We start from the raw sequence: 14,778 nt of genomic DNA, 5'->3' as shown, positions 1-14,778 counted from the left end.
GTCAGTCGAGTTTCTTGTTCACGTCCACCAGCAACGCGGCGATCTCTTTGCGGCGTCCGGCATCGGCACTTTCCCGGCCTGGGCGAGGAGCGGCTTGCAGGGCCTTGAGCAGCGCTGCTTTGGCTTCAGCGTAGCGTTTTTGACGGTAAAGGTGATCGCCCCAGAAGTACAGACTGTCGATTCCCTCGGGGTTGAGTTGCAGGGCCTGTTTGAGCAGTTGTTCGGCTTTGTCGCTGTCGCCGAACCCGATCGGCCAGCCCGGCACCCGGTCGTACAGCGCGGCGAGGCTGGTGTAGGCCGAACCTTGCAATGCCTTGGGGTCGAGGGTCAGGGATTTTTCCAGATCGGCTTTGGCGTCCTTGGCTTTGCCCAGGGCCCCGAGCCCGCCCTCGGCACCGGCCCAACTGCTGGTGACGATGCCTTTCCAGATCCAGGCCTCGGCGACGGCCGGCCGTTCCGTGGCGAAGTGCGTTGCCTGGGCGGCCAACTGTTCAAACGCAGCGGCCCGCTGTTTTTCCGGGGTCTCGTATTGGATGTGCGCCCAGCTCTGCTGGATGCTGTTGAGGCGTTGTTGATCGGCAGCGTCCAGCGCCCAGACACTTTGACTGAGGGCGCCCAGCAGCACACAGGCGAGAAGTTTTTTCATGGTTTCGGCGTCTCGTTCTCGGGTTTTTCACTCAGGCGACGGATCAACGGCAATTGCTTGCGCAGACCGCGATCCACCAGATTGGGCAGCAGGCTGTTGAGGCGTACGAAGAAGCGCTCCGGCCAGCCCAGATAGAGGTCGCGGCGATCGCCGGCAATCGCATGGATTACGGCATTCGCGACGGCTTGCGGGTCGTCGACGCTGGATTTGAGTGCGTCATTCAAGGCTTGGGCGGCGGGGCTGTTCATGGCGGTGCGGGTGGCGCGCGGCGCCACGTACAACACACCGACCCGGGTATCCGCCAACTCTCGGCGCAAGGCCTCGGAAAATCCGCGCAAGGCAAACTTGGTGGCGCAATAACTGGCATAACCGGGATAGCCGATCGACCCGTAGGTCGAACCAACGTTGACCACCATGGCACTGTCGGCCTGCTTGAGCAGCGGCAGCAACAGTTTGGTCAGGCAGATCGGCGCACTGATGTTCACCGCCAGCATGGCGTTGATGTCGCTGTCGTCGAGCTGTTCCAGCATTGCGAAGTGATTGACCCCGGCGGCGTTGATCAGCAGGTTGATGCCGCCGATGGCCTCGGCGGCGGCCAACACCTTGCGCCGGTCGCTGAGGAACGTCAGATCGGCGGCGACCCAGCACAGGTTCTGCGGGTAAAGGTCGAGCAACGGGCGCAGCGATTCCTGATGCCGCGCGACCGCCAGGACCTGCGCACCGGCAGCGCACAAGGCACGCGTGATCGCTATCCCGATGCCGCCGCTGGCACCGGTCAACACCACACGGGCTTCATGCAGCTGCATGTTGAGCCTCCGCGTCACGGGGCAGGCCGCGGAACATGTCGGTGTAGAGCCGATAGACGACTTTCGAGGCATGGATCACCGCCGCCTGGTCGGCCGGATCTTCCAGCTGATTCATCAGCCGGCGATAGGTTTGCATGTGCTCGATGTCCAGCGAGCCGTGGGAACTGAGGTAGCTGAACGCCGTTTCCGGCAGGGCCAGACGCTCGCGGATACTGCCCGCGGCGTGGGTGGCCAGGGCGATGCTGGTGCCCTCCAGCACGTTGACCATGCCAAACAGACCCACCGGATTGCCTCGGGCGATCAGGTCGTAAAGAAAACTGACCATCAGCTCGATCGGCAGCGACGGCTGGCCATCACGCACCGCGTTACGGTCACCGCCACAGGCCTCGATGTCGTTGAGCACCCATTGCTCGTGGCCGTATTCGTCCTCGATGTATTCGCACACGGCTTTGCGTAGCCATTCCAGGTGCGTCGGCAGGCGTGCACCACAGGCCATCATCAGCGGTACGGTGTGGCGCACGTGGTAGTAGGCCTGGGCGAGAAACGCGCGATAGCTTTCAAGGCTGACCTTGCCTTGCAGCGCATCGAGGATGATCGGCAGATTGAACAGCTCGTGGCGTTCCTGGTGCGTGGCTTCTTGCAGGGTGTCGAAAAAACTCATGGTGCGGACTCCTCGGAAAGGGTGGCTTCGGCAAGCACGGCGCGGTACTGCGCGACGATTGCCTCGCGGCGCGGGCGACCGTTGGCGGTGAGCAGGCCGTTGGCGGCCGTGAAAGGTTGTTTGAGGCGTGTCCAGTGATGCACTTGGGCGTAATCGGGCAAGGCCTCGTTGGCAGCGGCGACGGCGGCCGCCAACTGGGCATCGGTGCAGTCCGGACGGTGCGGCCAGAGCAGGGCGTGGTTGTGTGGCAAGGCTTCGCCATACACAAAGGCCTGGGCGATGTGTTGACGCTGGGTCAGTTCGGATTCGACCCATTCCGGGTTGACGTTGCGGCCGAAACTGGTGACGAACTGATGCTTCTTGCGGCCCTTGAGGTAGAGAAAACCTTCCGGGTCGAACTCGCCCAGATCGCCGCTGGGCCACCACTCATCGCTGTACGCTGGTTCGCCAAGGTAGCCGAGCAGGGTCGATCCCTTGATCAGTACCTCTCCGTCCTCGGCCAGGCGCACTTCGACGTGAGGCAGGGGCCGCCCGACGCTCCCCGGACGCCGAGCACCGGGTCGGTTGAGACAAACCACCGAGGCGCACTCGGACAGGCCGTAGCCTTCGTAGACCGGCAGGCCGACCCGTTGCGCGCGGTGCAGCAGATCCTCGGAAACCCGTGCGCCACCGACGGCGGCAAAACGCAGCGATTGCGGATCGAAGGCTTTCTGTTCGGCAGCGCTGACCAGTAACAGCAGCAATTGCGGCACCAGAATCAGGCTCTCGGGTGCCCGGCTGGCCAGACAGCCGAGCAAGCGCGGCAGGTCGACGCCGCTGGCGCCCTGGATGCCCAGGGTTTTCTGGCTCGGCACGCTCAGCGTCGCACCGGCGTACAGTGCGGCGTAACAGCCGAGGTTCTCCAGCAGGATCGCCAGCGGCAGTAGCGCCACGTGATGTTGGGGGGCCGTGGGTTTGCTGGCCTCTTCCAGCTCCCGTGCGACCCGCAGCAGACTGTCGGCGCTCAGGCACACGCCCTTCGGTGTACCGGTGGTGCCGGAGGTAAACGTCAGTTTGGCGGCGCCGACTGGCAGGCGGTTCGGGCCTTCAAAAGCGCGGCACCAGAATTCACCGCGTCGTTCATAACCGGCGGCGAGCAGTTCGCTCTCCAACTCCGGTTCAGCGATCACCCGTTCGGCCTGGCTTTGTTCCAGGCAATGGGCACGTTGTGCCGGACTGAAGAACGGCGGCAGCGTCACGCACGTCAAGCCTTCAAACAACGCCGCCAGATCCCAGAGTATGGCTTCGACGCCGTTGTCCAGCGCCAGGGCGATAACCTTCACGTTTTCATCGCGCAAGCGTTGCTGGCGGTACATTACTTCGGCGTACAGCGTCGTGTAACTGACTTTCAGGGTGTCGCCCCACAATGCCAAAGCGTTGTCATTGCGCCCTGCATGGCTGCGCAGGGTTTCCTGGAATCGTTGACGTTCAAGCGACATGGCAGGCTCCTTCGACAGAAGTCGGCAATCCCAGCCGACTGAACAGACCGATGTTGCGCAGATGGATGAAACCGGCGCGGATATTGCCCACGTGCACCCAGGGTTTGCTTTCGTAGTAACTGCCCCAGTGGTGACGGTCATCGCCCAGACGTTCGGGGTCGGCGGCGCACAGCGTCACCGGTTTCAGACCCAGGCGATGGAAGCTGTTGACCAGGCCGATATTGCCGGTGAAGGTCACCCATTCCAGACCGCCCATGGCCAACAGGTAAGTGATGGCAATGATGCTCAGGCGTGCGCTGCCGGTGTCGTTCGCGGCAAGGTTGCCGACTTCGACAATCGCGCTACGCTCCACCGGACGCTCGGCGGCTGCGCTGATCAACGGCTCGATCGGCTCGTCCAGGTAGCGTTCAAGAAACAGCGGTTCAAGGTGCGCACGACGTACCCCGGCCACCGCGCACAAGTCGCCGGAGTCGTTGTGCACACCAAACAGTTCAGGCATGAAATGGCGGATATCGGCGCCGTGGGCCTTGCGAAAGCGTTGTTGAATGAACGCTTCGAACGCCGCTCGTTGAGCATCGCCGGGTTGGGCGCTCGACAGCTGCATCTGCGGTGTTTCGCCTTGGCCAAAATGCAGGGGCAGGGGAATATTCCAGTCAGAATCGGGCATGGGCTGAACGCCTCCCTCAATAGGTTTGAGTGGAGTATCCGGACCATTTCTTAACGAAGTCTGAAGGTGAAAAAAGGTTAACGAACGACGGATCTTCAGATTGTCTTAAGACTTCCCCGGCAGGGTGACATCGTCGGTTCGCCCGGCAACCGGATCGAGACAGCCGAACGAGTCGGCCGTCGCTCACAACAATCACGAGGCACTTATGACCCGCGACATGGCCGCACCCCGTTATGGAAAACTGTCGATCACCTTGCACTGGCTGATGCTGGCGCTGTTCGTCGGCGTGTATGCCTGCGTTGAAATCAAAGGCTTCATGCCCCGAGGCAGCGAAGCGCGAGGCCTGTTAATGGGATTGCACGGGATGTTCGGCGCGAGCATTTTCGTCCTGGTGTGGGTGCGCCTGTTTGGCCGCCTGACGCCGCGTCCGCCGATCACCCCGAAACCGCCTGCCTGGCAGACGGCAATCGCGCACCTGATGCACCTGGCCCTGTATGGGCTGATGATCGTCACACCGGTGCTGGCCTGGCTGATGCTCGCGGCTGGCGACAAACCTTTTCCGTATTTCGGCTTTCATGTGCCGGCGCCGGTGGCGGTCGATCCGGACCTGGCCAAGCAGATCAAGCACTGGCACGAGCTGATCGGCAATGCCGGTTACTGGCTGATCGGCCTGCACGCCGCTGCCGGGCTGTTCCATCATTACTGGGTCGGCGACGACACCCTGGACCGGATGCTGGGAGGACGCACTCGTTCCTGAGGCGCGGGAGCCTACTCAGTCAGGCAGGTTCTCCGGCGCTACCCATACGCTGCACGGAATCTTGTACAGCAGCTGTTCTACCGTGCTGCCGACCAGCCGGTCTGCGCCGCGATGGCCGACGCGGCCCATGACGATCATGTCGATGTCATACCCGCTCGCGTAGCTGCAGAGCACCTTGGCCGGGTTGCCCATGACCATGTGCTGACGCTCGTCCGCAATCCCGTTGCGTTCGGCCAGTTCGCGGAACGCCGCAGCCTGGGCATCGAACAGGGACTTGGCGGCGCTGGAGGAGAAGAACGCCGAGGCATTGTCGAAGCCGAATTCATTGGCGCTGATCGATGACAGATCATGGGCATACAGCACGTCGAGTTCGGCATTGCACAGGCTGGCCAGTTTGGCGGCCTCACGCAGGATCCGGTCGTTGAAGCCGGCGTACTGCCCGTCACGGTGGAACGGGTCCACGGCGGCCAGGATCTTGCGCGGCAGGGCATGCCCGACATGGCTGACGAAATGCAGCGGCACCGGGCATTCGCGCAGCAGGTGAATATCCAGCGGGGTGAACATCAAGCGTGACAGGAACGATTCCGGCTCCAGCGCCTTGATCAGCGCCGCCATGGGCTGTTCTTTGAGGTGAATGAGGATTTCCTGTAAGGGTCGTTCCACCCACACCACTTCCGTGGTGACGGTGACCCCGAGCTTGCGCATCGAATGCGCCCGTTCTTCGAGCCACTGACGATGACGCTCGATATAGCCGATTCGCATCTGTTCCAGTGCTTGCTCGTTGACCATGCTGGCGGTCGCCAGACCTTCCAGGTAATCGAAAGCCACGATGTGCAGGGCCGCGCCCGCCGCCTTGGCCAGTGCCGCTGCACGGTCGAAGGCAGGGTTGTTTTCCATCAGGGGTGAGGCGACCAGCATGTAACGCGGTTGTTCTGACATGACGACTCTCCTTGGGACAGGAAGCGTTGAACCGATGGCTACAGGCTGCGCCCGGCGTACGGTGGACGTTTGATCTTTGTCAAACAACCGGTGGTCGCCAGAGCGCCGTCAGACGGGTGGTCAATCGTCGCGGATGTCGTCGATTGTTGATCATTATCAAGTGCCGGTCTGGCAGCGCGGCGCAGGCTGACTACGAGTCGAATCCTTCAGGAGAATGCTCATGGCCACCATGAAAGCTGCCATTTTTGTCGAAAAAAATCGCATCGTGCTGGATGACAAACCGATCCCGGAAGTCGGCCCGCTGGACGCTTTGATCCGGATAACCACCACGACAATTTGCGGTACGGATGTGCACATCCTGCGCGGCGAATACCCGGTGGCGAAGGGTTTGACGGTCGGTCACGAACCGGTGGGGATCATCGAACGTCTGGGGTCGCAGGTGCGCGGGTTTGTAGAGGGGCAGCGCGTGATTGCCGGCGCCATCACTCCCAGTGGGCAAAGTTATGCGTGCCTGTGTGGCTGTGGTTCCCAGGACGGGCCGGACACTCGCCATGGTTTCCGGGCCATCGGCGGGTGGAAGTTCGGCAACACCATCGATGGCTGCCAGGCCGAATACGTACTGGTGCCCGATGCCTTGGCCAATCTTTGTCCGATTCCTGATGGCCTCAGTGATGAGCAGGTACTCATGTGTCCGGACATCATGTCCACCGGTTTCTCCGGTGCCGAACGGGGCGAGGTGAGCATCGGCGACAGCGTCGCTGTATTCGCCCTCGGCCCCATTGGTCTGTGTGCAGTCGCCGGTGCCCGGCTCAAAGGCGCCAGCACGATCATCGGTGTCGATGCGGTGGCCGAGCGCATGACGGTAGCACGTCGATTGGGCGCCACCCATGTCGTCAATTTTCGCGAGGGCGACGTGGTCGAGCAGATCATGGCCCTCACCGATGGGCGCGGTGTCGATGTCGCGATCGAGGCACTGGGCACGCAAGGCACCTTTGAATCGGCGTTGCGCGTGCTGCGTCCGGGCGGCCGCTTGTCGAGCCTGGGCGTGTATTCGAGCGACCTGCGCATTCCGCTCGACGCCTTTGCGGCCGGGTTGGGCGATTACAGCATCGTCACCACCCTGTGCCCCGGCGGGAAAGAGCGTATGCGGCGTTTGATGGCGGTCGTGCAGAGCGGCATGGTTGACCTTTCACCGTTGGTGACCCACCGGTTCAAACTGGATGACATTGAAGCAGCCTACGATTTGTTTGCACACCAGCGTGACGGTGTGATGAAGGTGGCGATTACCCCGTGAAGGCGCGTCCGGCCCGTCGGCACGCTCACTGCGGGTGACGATGGCAGCCGACGATCAACTGCTTGAGGCCGTCCATGTTCTGAATGGTGACGTCGCGGCCGGTAATCTCCACCAGTTTTTGGTCGCGCAGGTGGGCGATGCCGCGACAGATGGTTTCGAGGCGCAGGCCCAGGTAGGAGCCGATTTCCTCACGACGCATCTTCAACACAAAGCTGCGCGACGAATAGCCACGAGCGCTCAAGCGTTGCGACAGGTTCAACAGAAACGCTGCCAGGCGTTCATCCGAGCTCATGTTGCCCAGGATCATCAGCATGTCGTGATCGCGAACGATCTCCCGGCTGAGGATCCTGTTCAGGTTGTGCTGCAGTGACGGCAGCTCGCGGGCCAGTTTTTCCAGCTGGCCAAAAGGGATGGGGCAGACTTCGCTGTCCTCCAGCGCGAACGCGTCGCAGGTGTGCAGATCCGAACTGATGGCATCCAGACCGAGCATTTCACCGGCAATCTGGAACCCGGTGACTTGCTCGCGACCATCGATCGACAGCACGCTGGTCTTGAATGACCCCAGCCGCACGGCATAGAGGGAACGCAAAGGATCACCGGCACGGTAGAGTGCCGCGCCTTTTTTGACCTTCAGTCGCTGGGCGATCAGCGTGTCCAGACGCTCGATTTCTCCACCGTTCAAGCCGAGCGGTAGACACAGCTCCAGCACGCTGCACCGGGAGCACGCCGTTTTGAGGTATTGATCGCGATACGAGCGAGTTTCTGCCACCGCAAAGCCCTCACCATGAATTGTTGATCATAGTTCTCGGGTCGCCATTGACACGGAAAAAGCCTTGTCGGCCGCCGTTAAACGACGAATGGATCCGAGGCAGTCAAAACGTCCTCGCGCATCAGAAACAAGTTGTGAGTGACCGGGGGCACATCACTGCGATCAAGTTGATAAAAATCAGTGAGCCAGAAGAATGCCTGCCGATACTTGAGCAGCAGAATTCCTGATCGTGATCAGGCTGAGAGAAAAATCCCCGCTCATGTCGCTCTTCAGGAAATCAGCTTTTCAATCATCCAGGTAAACGTTTCAGGGAGAGGCACGTGGTGCTCAAACTCAAACGCATTCTATTGATAGCCCCTGGCGAAATGACCCAGACCCCGGCTTTTGAACGCGCCTGTGCGCTGGCTCTTGCAAACGGAGCACTGTTGCATATCGTCGCGTTCGATTATGTCCCGGTGCTGGCAGCGGCCGGGCTGTTTGCACCCGAGGCAATGGCCCAGGCGCGGGAAGGGTATCTGCAAGTGCATCGGCACTGGCTGGAGCAGCAGGCCCGCTTCAAACGATGCATCGGCCTGAACGTGACCACTGAAGTGGTCTGGGCCAGATCGAACCTGGCGCACGTGCTTGAGTACGTGCAAGACTTTCATCCGGACCTGGTCATCAAGGATACCCATTACGTCCCTGCACTCGACCGGGCTTTCCATCGCCCGCTGGACTGGCGCTTGCTGCGCGAATGTCCGGCACACCTTCACCTGGTGACAAGCGCCGGGCATGCCAGGCCAATGAAAATTCTTGCGGCGGTCGATCTGTCGCATCTGGAAGAACTGACGCAAGGGTTGAACGACCGGATACTTGACCTTGCCTGCACGCTGGCGGCCGGTTGCGGCGCGGCGCTGCATCTGCTCAATGTCGGTTGCTGGGCGGTCATCGACGACGGGGCTATCAGCGTGTCGACAGGCAGCCTGGATGGCAGTCTGAAAGACGCCATCGAGGACGCCCAGCAAGAAGCTTTCGAAGCACTCGCTGAACGCTATGGCATCCAGAGTTCATGCAGACACTTGCTGACCGGCATCCCGCAAAAGGTCATCGGCCTGTTTGCCCGGCAGCACGCTTTCGACATGGTGGTGCTGGGCACGCTGTATCCCGACGGTACACACCGATTCATCGGCAGTACCGTCGAAAGCGTGTTGAACCAGGCTCCCTGCAGTCTGATGATCGTCAAACCGCCGCAGCCCTGCGAGTGAATGCGGGGTACTGCCGAGTTTGCACTGGATGAGAAACAACGGTGGTTGCGGCCGGAGGAGGTATTTCAATGATGTTATCGATCAACTCAAGTCACGGATCGATGCGGCCCACGTGTGGCCAGCGATTGCCGAAAAGGCACCGGTCAATAAGCGTCCCGGGATCACGTATGCCGATGGTCCGATCCCTTTATGAGTGACGCACTGGGTCTGGCGGGGGCCGCCGCGGCGCTGGGTATCGGCATGCTGGTCGGTCTGGAGCGCGAGCGGCACAAAGGGCGCGGCGACAGCCGTGCCTGTGCCGGGTTGCGCACGTTCGCGATCACGGCGCTGCTGGGTTACGTCGCGATGCAAGTGGGCGGCTCACTGCTGTTGGGCATTGTGGGCGGCTGTCTGGCGGTGCTGATCGGCGTGGCTTACTGGCGCAGCCTGAGCACTGATCCGGGGCTGACCAGCGAAGTGGCCTTGCTCACGGTGCTGGTACTGGGTGCGCTATGCGGCACAGCGCCGGAACTGGCAATCGCCATTGGCGTGGTCATGGCGGGGCTGCTGGCTTACCGGCAGAAACTCCATCACTTCGCCCGCAGCCAGTTGAGCGAAGCGGAGATGCGCGATGGGTTGGTGCTGCTGATCGCAGCATTGGTGGTGTTGCCGCTGACGCCTGACCGGTTCATCGGTCCCTACTCGGCACTCAACCTGCGCACCCTTTGTACATTGACCGTGTTGCTGATGGCCGTCGGCGCCATCGGGCATATCGCCGTGCGCACGCTGGGTGTGCGCTACGGCTACGCGGTCAGCGCCATCGCGTCCGGTTTCGCCTCCAGCACCATGACGATTGCGGCGATGGGCCATATCGCCCGCAAAGACCCGGAGCACCTCAAGGTATTGAGTGCGGCGGCCCTGCTGTCGAACCTGGCCACGGCGGCGCAGGTCGCGCTGATCCTCGGCGCGGTCGACACCGCGCTGCTGCGGCACCTGTGGGGGCCGTTGCTGGCCGGATTCGGCGTAACGCTGCTGTTCAGCCTGGGCCTGCTGTTCCCCAGGCCTGCGGTCGCTGCGAACCAACCGATCAAGGTCGGCGGGGCGTTCAATCTCAAGCTCGCGCTGGCGGTCACGTTGACCATGGCCGGCGTGACGTTTTTGTCTTCGCTGATGCTCGATCACTTTGGCGAGGCGGGCGTGATGCTGACTGCCGTACTCAGCGGATTCGCCGATGCTCATTCTTCCACGGCGTCGATTGCCACCCTCGCCAAGGGTGGACTGTTGGATTACGCCGCCATTGCGCCGCCCGTGCTGCTGGCGGTCAGCAGTAACGCATTGAGCAAATGCCTGGTGGCCTGGATCAGTGGCGGACGCCGTTTCGCCGCGTATGTCATACCCGGTCAGATTCTGCTGACCGCTGCCATGTGGGCCGGTCTGCTGGTGGATCGAGCGACGATTTGACCGGACACTGACAAAAATCAAAGTGCTCGTCGGTAAAAGGGACAGCCTGAGACTCATTCCCTGCCATCGCTCAATGTCGAGGTGCACCATGTCACAGGAACCCCGCCTGCTGCTGATCGCTCCGCCCTCCATGCACCACACGCCGGCATTCGATCGTGCCTTGGCATTGGCGCAGGCGCTGCAAAGACCGCTGCATATCGTGGCATTCGATTATTTACAGGCGCTGGCCGTGGTCGGGCTGTTTGCCCCCGAACAGGTGGCCGTGGCCCGTGACGCCTACCTGGAGAAGCATCGCCACTGGCTTGAAGAACAGGCAACACGGATGCGTGGACACGGGATCGTTGTCACGAGCGAAGTGGTCTGGGTTCAGGACCCTTACGCGGAGATTCTGCAATTCATCAATGAAATACCGCTGGTGATGATCATCAGGGATGCCCACGAAGAGTCGGTCCTGAAACGAGTGTTTTTTACCCCGCTGGACTGGCAACTGCTGCGCGATTGCCCGATCCCGGTACACCTCGTGACCAACGCCTTGAACCCACGCCCCCGTCATGTTCTGGCGATCATCGACGTGCTTCGCAGCGAAGATCAGGATCTGGTGTTCAATGACCGGATTATCGACGCCGCATCGAAGCTGGCCGAGGTGTGCAATGCCCGGCTGCAGTTGTTGCACGTCTACGATTGGACCGCCGCCTATGCGCAGGACTTCGGGTTTGGTGCGTTGCCGCTGGCCACCGGTATCTACGAGGCGCTGGGCACAGCACAGCATGAGGCGTTTGCCGCGATGGCCGAGCGTCATGGCGTGTCGAAGGAGTGTCGTCATTTCATCGAAGGTGTGCCGGTGCCGGCCATTTGCCGATTTGTCGAAGAGCAAAACGTCGACGTGATCGTGGTGGGGACGGTGCAGAACAAAGGGATGAACAAACTCTTGGGCACCACGGCCGAACAGCTCTTGCACCGGGCACCGTGCAGTGTGTTGGCGATCAAGCCGGGCAGGGGGCTCTAGCGTTGGAGCACCGGCGATCGCCCGTACGGACGTTCGCCGGCGACAGAGGCTACAAGTACAGGCTGTGAATGACCTGGCGGGGATCGTCGGGGTCATTGTGCCGTTCGAATCCCAGCGCCCGCGCCAGATCGCGCATGGAAGCATTGCTGGCGGCATCGACCGAATACATCCGATGCATTCCATTCTTGCGCGCCGCCGTGATCAAGTGTTCCATCAACAAGGTCCCCAGCCCCAGATGCGTCCATTCATCGGCAACGGTAACGGCGCATTCGCACTCGTGTTCACCCGTGGCGGCATAGCGGCTTACGCCGATCTCGATCAATTGGCCGTTGTCGTGCACCAGCGCCACGTAGGCCAGGCGCAGGCGATTATCGGTATCCATCAATTGATCCAGCATCGTGCCCGACGGTTCGTTTATCTGCGCCAGAAAACGCGTGTGTCGCGACTCCGGAGACAAGCGTTGGATGAACGCATACTCGCGTTCCCGATCCTTTTCCGAAAGGGGCCGGATCAGCACATGGCGACCGTCCCTGAGTGCTTCGATCCAGTGTTGCCCGGCGATCGAGGCATAGGCATTGGCGGCTCGTTCGTTGTGGTCTTTGACGGTGAGCATGAGGAGACCCTCCTTGCGGTTTTAAAGACGGGTGCGGGACACAACGCCCTGCAGTCGCTTTCTTTCTACGCCGCTCAATGGGCAGGAATCTGATCTGGGTCAGAGACCGGCGATGTTGAATGGTCCGAAGTTGATGTAAATCAACTGCGTGCCATTGGCGCAGGCTCAGTCTCAAAGCCTGCGGTTGTCTTGCGGAGGTGTGTGATGGGGCAATATCAACGTTTGCTGCTGGTCGCCGACCAGACTCTGCATCAGACGCCCGCCATGCTGCGCGCGGTGGCGCTGGCCAAGGCGAGCGGGGCGGCGCTGGACGTTCGGGTCTTCGCTGAACCGGCACCCGTGGTTCACCTGTGGGAGGACAAAATCGATGAGGTCGGGTATCAGCGCTATCTGCGCCACCACCGTCGCTGGGTAGCCGATCAGCTTGAGCAACTCTCGGAACAGGGACTGAAGGTGACGGTGAACGTGGTGTTCACCACCCACGCGCTGCTGGATATCCTGCGGGCTGTCGCAGACCTTAAACCTGATTTGCTGATCAAGGATGTGACGCTCGAACCCCTCCTGAAGCGGGTTTTCATAACGCCGCTGGATTGCCATTTGCTGCGCGAATGTCCGGTGCCCGTGCATCTGGTCAACGAGGTCCGTTACAGCCTGCCGCATCGGATCGTGGCGGCCGTGGATCCGTTCGATCCCGAGACCCAGATCAGCGGTCTGAATGACACCATCATTCAGACCGCCAACGCGCTGGCCGCGCAATGTGACGCGCCCATGCACCTGCTCTACGCTTATGACCTGTCACCGGCCTTCAATGGCGACGCGCCGCTGATCGGTGCCGGATGGGGAGTGGATTTTGTCGAGGAGCTGCGGCAGTCCCTGCACCAGGCTTTCATCAACCTCGCCGATCGCTACGGGATCCCGCCCGAGCGACGCCATTTTGTGATGGGGCTGCCAGTGCCGGTCATCAGCGAGTTTGTCGAGCAATACCTGGCGGATGTGGTCGTGATGGGCACGGTGCACCGCGCAGGTATTGACCGGTTGATGGGTAGCAATACCGAGCGGGCGCTGTATTCGGTACCCGGCAGCATCCTGGCGGTGGGGCCGGTCGTTCGAACCGAAGTGCAAAGTCCTGGATCTGACGAGAGGTCTCTATGAGCCAGTATCAACGGTTGTTGCTGATCATCAATCCGCTCCTGCGCGAGTCCGCTGCGATCAACCATGCCGCGGCGCTGGCCAAGGCCAGTGGCGCGCGCTTGCACATATTGGCGCTGATTCCCTCGCTCGACGGTTTGTCGCTGCTGGAAACAGGCAACCGGTCACAGGCACGCGAAGCATTTCTTGAGGAACACCGGCGGACGCTGGAAGCCCGGGCGGTCAATCTGCGCGGCAGGCGGATCGAGGTGACCACCGAAGTGGAATGGGCCGCTGATGTGGAGCAGCGCATCCTTGATCACGTCAAAGCGTATGGGCCCGATCTGCTGATCAAGGAAATCGAACAGGTGTCGGCCCTCAGGCGCGCGTTTTACACGCCGCTGGACTGGCAATTGCTGCGCGATTGTCCAGTACCTGTGTATCTGGTGGGCGGAAGCGGCTATGTATTGCCTCGTAAAGTGCTGGCGGCGGTCGAGGTGTCGGATATCGAGTCCGCCGACAACTCGTTGAACGAGCAGATCATCCGGCAGGCCAGTGCCTTGGCCATTCAGTGCGACGCCGAGTTGCACTTGCTCTATGCCTGCGATATTTCCGCCGCGTACCTGGCGGACATGGGGGGATTACCCCTGGCCGAGCTGACTCGGTCACTGCGCGAGGACCTGCAAAAATCGTTTCTTCGACTGGCCGGGCAGTTCGGTGTGGCCTCCAGTCAGCGCCACTTCGTTGAAGGCCGGCCAGTCACTGTGCTGAGCGAGTTCGCCGACGAGCAGCATGTCGATGTCATCGTGATGGGAAGAGTTCGCAACCGGGGCTTGAGCAAATGGTTGGGCAGTACCACCGAGCACATTCTTTACCAGGTACCTTGCTGCGTTCTGGCGGTTTGACGAGCGTTGCCGGGCTCTCGGCAGGCGAGATGCTTTCCGTTGGTCAAACAGCGTATTGACATATCGAATAATCTCGATATCCTCGCCGCATGGACCTGATCGAAGTATTCAAAGCACTCTCAAACCCGGTACGGCTTGAAATCCTGAAAGGCTTGAAGGACCCCGTAAAGAACTTTCCCCCGCAGGACGAGGGCGACGTTCACACGGTGGGCGTGTGTGTGAGCAGTATTCAAGAGGGCATCGGACTCTCGCAGTCAACGGTGTCCGGTTATCTTGCAACGCTGCAGCGTGTGGGCCTGGTTGAAGTCAGGCGCATCGGTCAGTGGACCTACTACAAGCGCAATGAAGCCAACATCAGCGCCTTGGCCGAGGTCATAGGGAAAGAGCTGTAAAAAAATTTACCGCAATGTATCGAGATATCTCGA

16 protein-coding genes are annotated in these 14,778 nt (G+C 61.1%); 8 read left to right on the top strand and 8 right to left on the bottom strand.

Annotated elements, in window-relative coordinates; genetic code table 11:
- Position 1: 1 nt before the first annotated feature.
- The 5 genes from QRN46_RS26505 to QRN46_RS26485 are packed head-to-tail and all read right to left on the bottom strand — an operon-like array spanning position 2 to position 4,258.
- The gene (locus QRN46_RS26505; RefSeq protein WP_011334725.1) at positions 2 to 646 is read right to left on the bottom strand and encodes a tetratricopeptide repeat protein; all 645 of its coding nucleotides are present in this window, start codon (positions 644 to 646) and stop codon (positions 2 to 4) included.
- Positions 643 to 1,452: an SDR family oxidoreductase gene (locus tag QRN46_RS26500; protein WP_221614475.1), complete on the bottom strand. Its 810-nt coding sequence runs from the start codon at positions 1,450 to 1,452 to the stop codon at positions 643 to 645. Before QRN46_RS26500 ends, QRN46_RS26505 begins: the two co-directional genes overlap by 4 nt.
- The gene (locus QRN46_RS26495; RefSeq protein ID WP_039767068.1) at positions 1,439 to 2,113 is read right to left on the bottom strand and encodes an iron-containing redox enzyme family protein; all 675 of its coding nucleotides are present in this window, start codon (positions 2,111 to 2,113) and stop codon (positions 1,439 to 1,441) included. Before QRN46_RS26495 ends, QRN46_RS26500 begins: the two co-directional genes overlap by 14 nt.
- On the bottom strand, positions 2,110 to 3,591 hold the full coding sequence (locus tag QRN46_RS26490; RefSeq protein WP_221614476.1) for an AMP-binding protein: 1,482 nt from the start codon (positions 3,589 to 3,591) through the stop codon (positions 2,110 to 2,112). The genes QRN46_RS26495 and QRN46_RS26490 overlap by 4 nt, the downstream gene beginning before the upstream one ends.
- A complete protein-coding gene (locus QRN46_RS26485) occupies positions 3,581 to 4,258 on the bottom strand; it encodes a thermostable hemolysin (protein WP_011334721.1) in 678 nt (225 codons plus the stop codon). The genes QRN46_RS26490 and QRN46_RS26485 overlap by 11 nt, the downstream gene beginning before the upstream one ends.
- A 205-nt stretch (positions 4,259 to 4,463) precedes the next feature.
- Between QRN46_RS26485 and QRN46_RS26480 the strand changes: the two genes are divergently transcribed.
- Positions 4,464 to 5,015 (top strand): cytochrome b, encoded by a 552-nt coding sequence (locus QRN46_RS26480; protein WP_011334720.1) that lies wholly within the window; start codon positions 4,464 to 4,466, stop codon positions 5,013 to 5,015.
- Between the two features lie 15 nt (positions 5,016 to 5,030).
- On the opposite strand, the gene QRN46_RS26475 is transcribed toward QRN46_RS26480, so the two are convergent.
- Entirely contained in the window at positions 5,031 to 5,954 is a 924-nt protein-coding gene (locus tag QRN46_RS26475) for a universal stress protein (protein WP_011334719.1), read from the bottom strand.
- A gap of 220 nt (positions 5,955 to 6,174) precedes the next feature.
- Between QRN46_RS26475 and QRN46_RS26470 the strand changes: the two genes are divergently transcribed.
- Positions 6,175 to 7,248: an NAD(P)-dependent alcohol dehydrogenase gene (locus QRN46_RS26470; protein ID WP_011334718.1), complete on the top strand. Its 1,074-nt coding sequence runs from the start codon at positions 6,175 to 6,177 to the stop codon at positions 7,246 to 7,248.
- A gap of 25 nt (positions 7,249 to 7,273) precedes the next feature.
- On the opposite strand, the gene fnr is transcribed toward QRN46_RS26470, so the two are convergent.
- On the bottom strand, positions 7,274 to 8,017 hold the full coding sequence (fnr, locus tag QRN46_RS26465) for a fumarate/nitrate reduction transcriptional regulator Fnr (RefSeq protein WP_011334717.1): 744 nt from the start codon (positions 8,015 to 8,017) through the stop codon (positions 7,274 to 7,276).
- 323 nt (positions 8,018 to 8,340) lie between these two features.
- Between fnr and QRN46_RS26460 the strand changes: the two genes are divergently transcribed.
- From QRN46_RS26460 to QRN46_RS26450, 3 genes are all read left to right on the top strand, one after another.
- Positions 8,341 to 9,261, top strand: a complete 921-nt coding sequence (locus tag QRN46_RS26460) for a universal stress protein (protein ID WP_201819140.1) — start codon at positions 8,341 to 8,343, stop codon at positions 9,259 to 9,261.
- A gap of 189 nt (positions 9,262 to 9,450) precedes the next feature.
- Entirely contained in the window at positions 9,451 to 10,701 is a 1,251-nt protein-coding gene (locus tag QRN46_RS26455) for an MgtC/SapB family protein (RefSeq protein WP_201819141.1), read from the top strand.
- A gap of 88 nt (positions 10,702 to 10,789) precedes the next feature.
- The gene (locus QRN46_RS26450) at positions 10,790 to 11,707 is read left to right on the top strand and encodes a universal stress protein (RefSeq protein WP_285358265.1); all 918 of its coding nucleotides are present in this window, start codon (positions 10,790 to 10,792) and stop codon (positions 11,705 to 11,707) included.
- A gap of 49 nt (positions 11,708 to 11,756) precedes the next feature.
- On the opposite strand, the gene QRN46_RS26445 is transcribed toward QRN46_RS26450, so the two are convergent.
- Entirely contained in the window at positions 11,757 to 12,320 is a 564-nt protein-coding gene (locus tag QRN46_RS26445) for a GNAT family N-acetyltransferase (RefSeq protein ID WP_285358263.1), read from the bottom strand.
- 204 nt (positions 12,321 to 12,524) lie between these two features.
- Between QRN46_RS26445 and QRN46_RS26440 the strand changes: the two genes are divergently transcribed.
- The 3 genes from QRN46_RS26440 (at position 12,525) to QRN46_RS26430 (ending at position 14,745) form a co-directional block, all read left to right on the top strand.
- Positions 12,525 to 13,472 carry a universal stress protein gene (locus tag QRN46_RS26440; RefSeq protein WP_011334712.1) on the top strand — a complete coding sequence of 316 codons (948 nt, stop codon included), beginning with the start codon at positions 12,525 to 12,527 and terminating at the stop codon, positions 13,470 to 13,472.
- Positions 13,469 to 14,353, top strand: coding sequence for a universal stress protein (locus tag QRN46_RS26435; RefSeq protein ID WP_221614479.1), 885 nt, complete (start codon positions 13,469 to 13,471; stop codon positions 14,351 to 14,353). Before QRN46_RS26440 ends, QRN46_RS26435 begins: the two co-directional genes overlap by 4 nt.
- 89 nt (positions 14,354 to 14,442) lie before the next feature.
- Positions 14,443 to 14,745 carry an ArsR/SmtB family transcription factor gene (locus tag QRN46_RS26430; protein WP_007950555.1) on the top strand — a complete coding sequence of 101 codons (303 nt, stop codon included), beginning with the start codon at positions 14,443 to 14,445 and terminating at the stop codon, positions 14,743 to 14,745.
- The last annotated feature ends 33 nt before the right edge of the window (positions 14,746 to 14,778 follow it).

The sequence above is a fragment of the Pseudomonas sp. lyk4-R2A-10 genome, assembly GCF_030209075.1.
Lineage (GTDB): Bacteria > Pseudomonadota > Gammaproteobacteria > Pseudomonadales > Pseudomonadaceae > Aquipseudomonas > Aquipseudomonas glycinae.
This window is presented reverse-complemented; position numbering and strand designations above follow the sequence as displayed.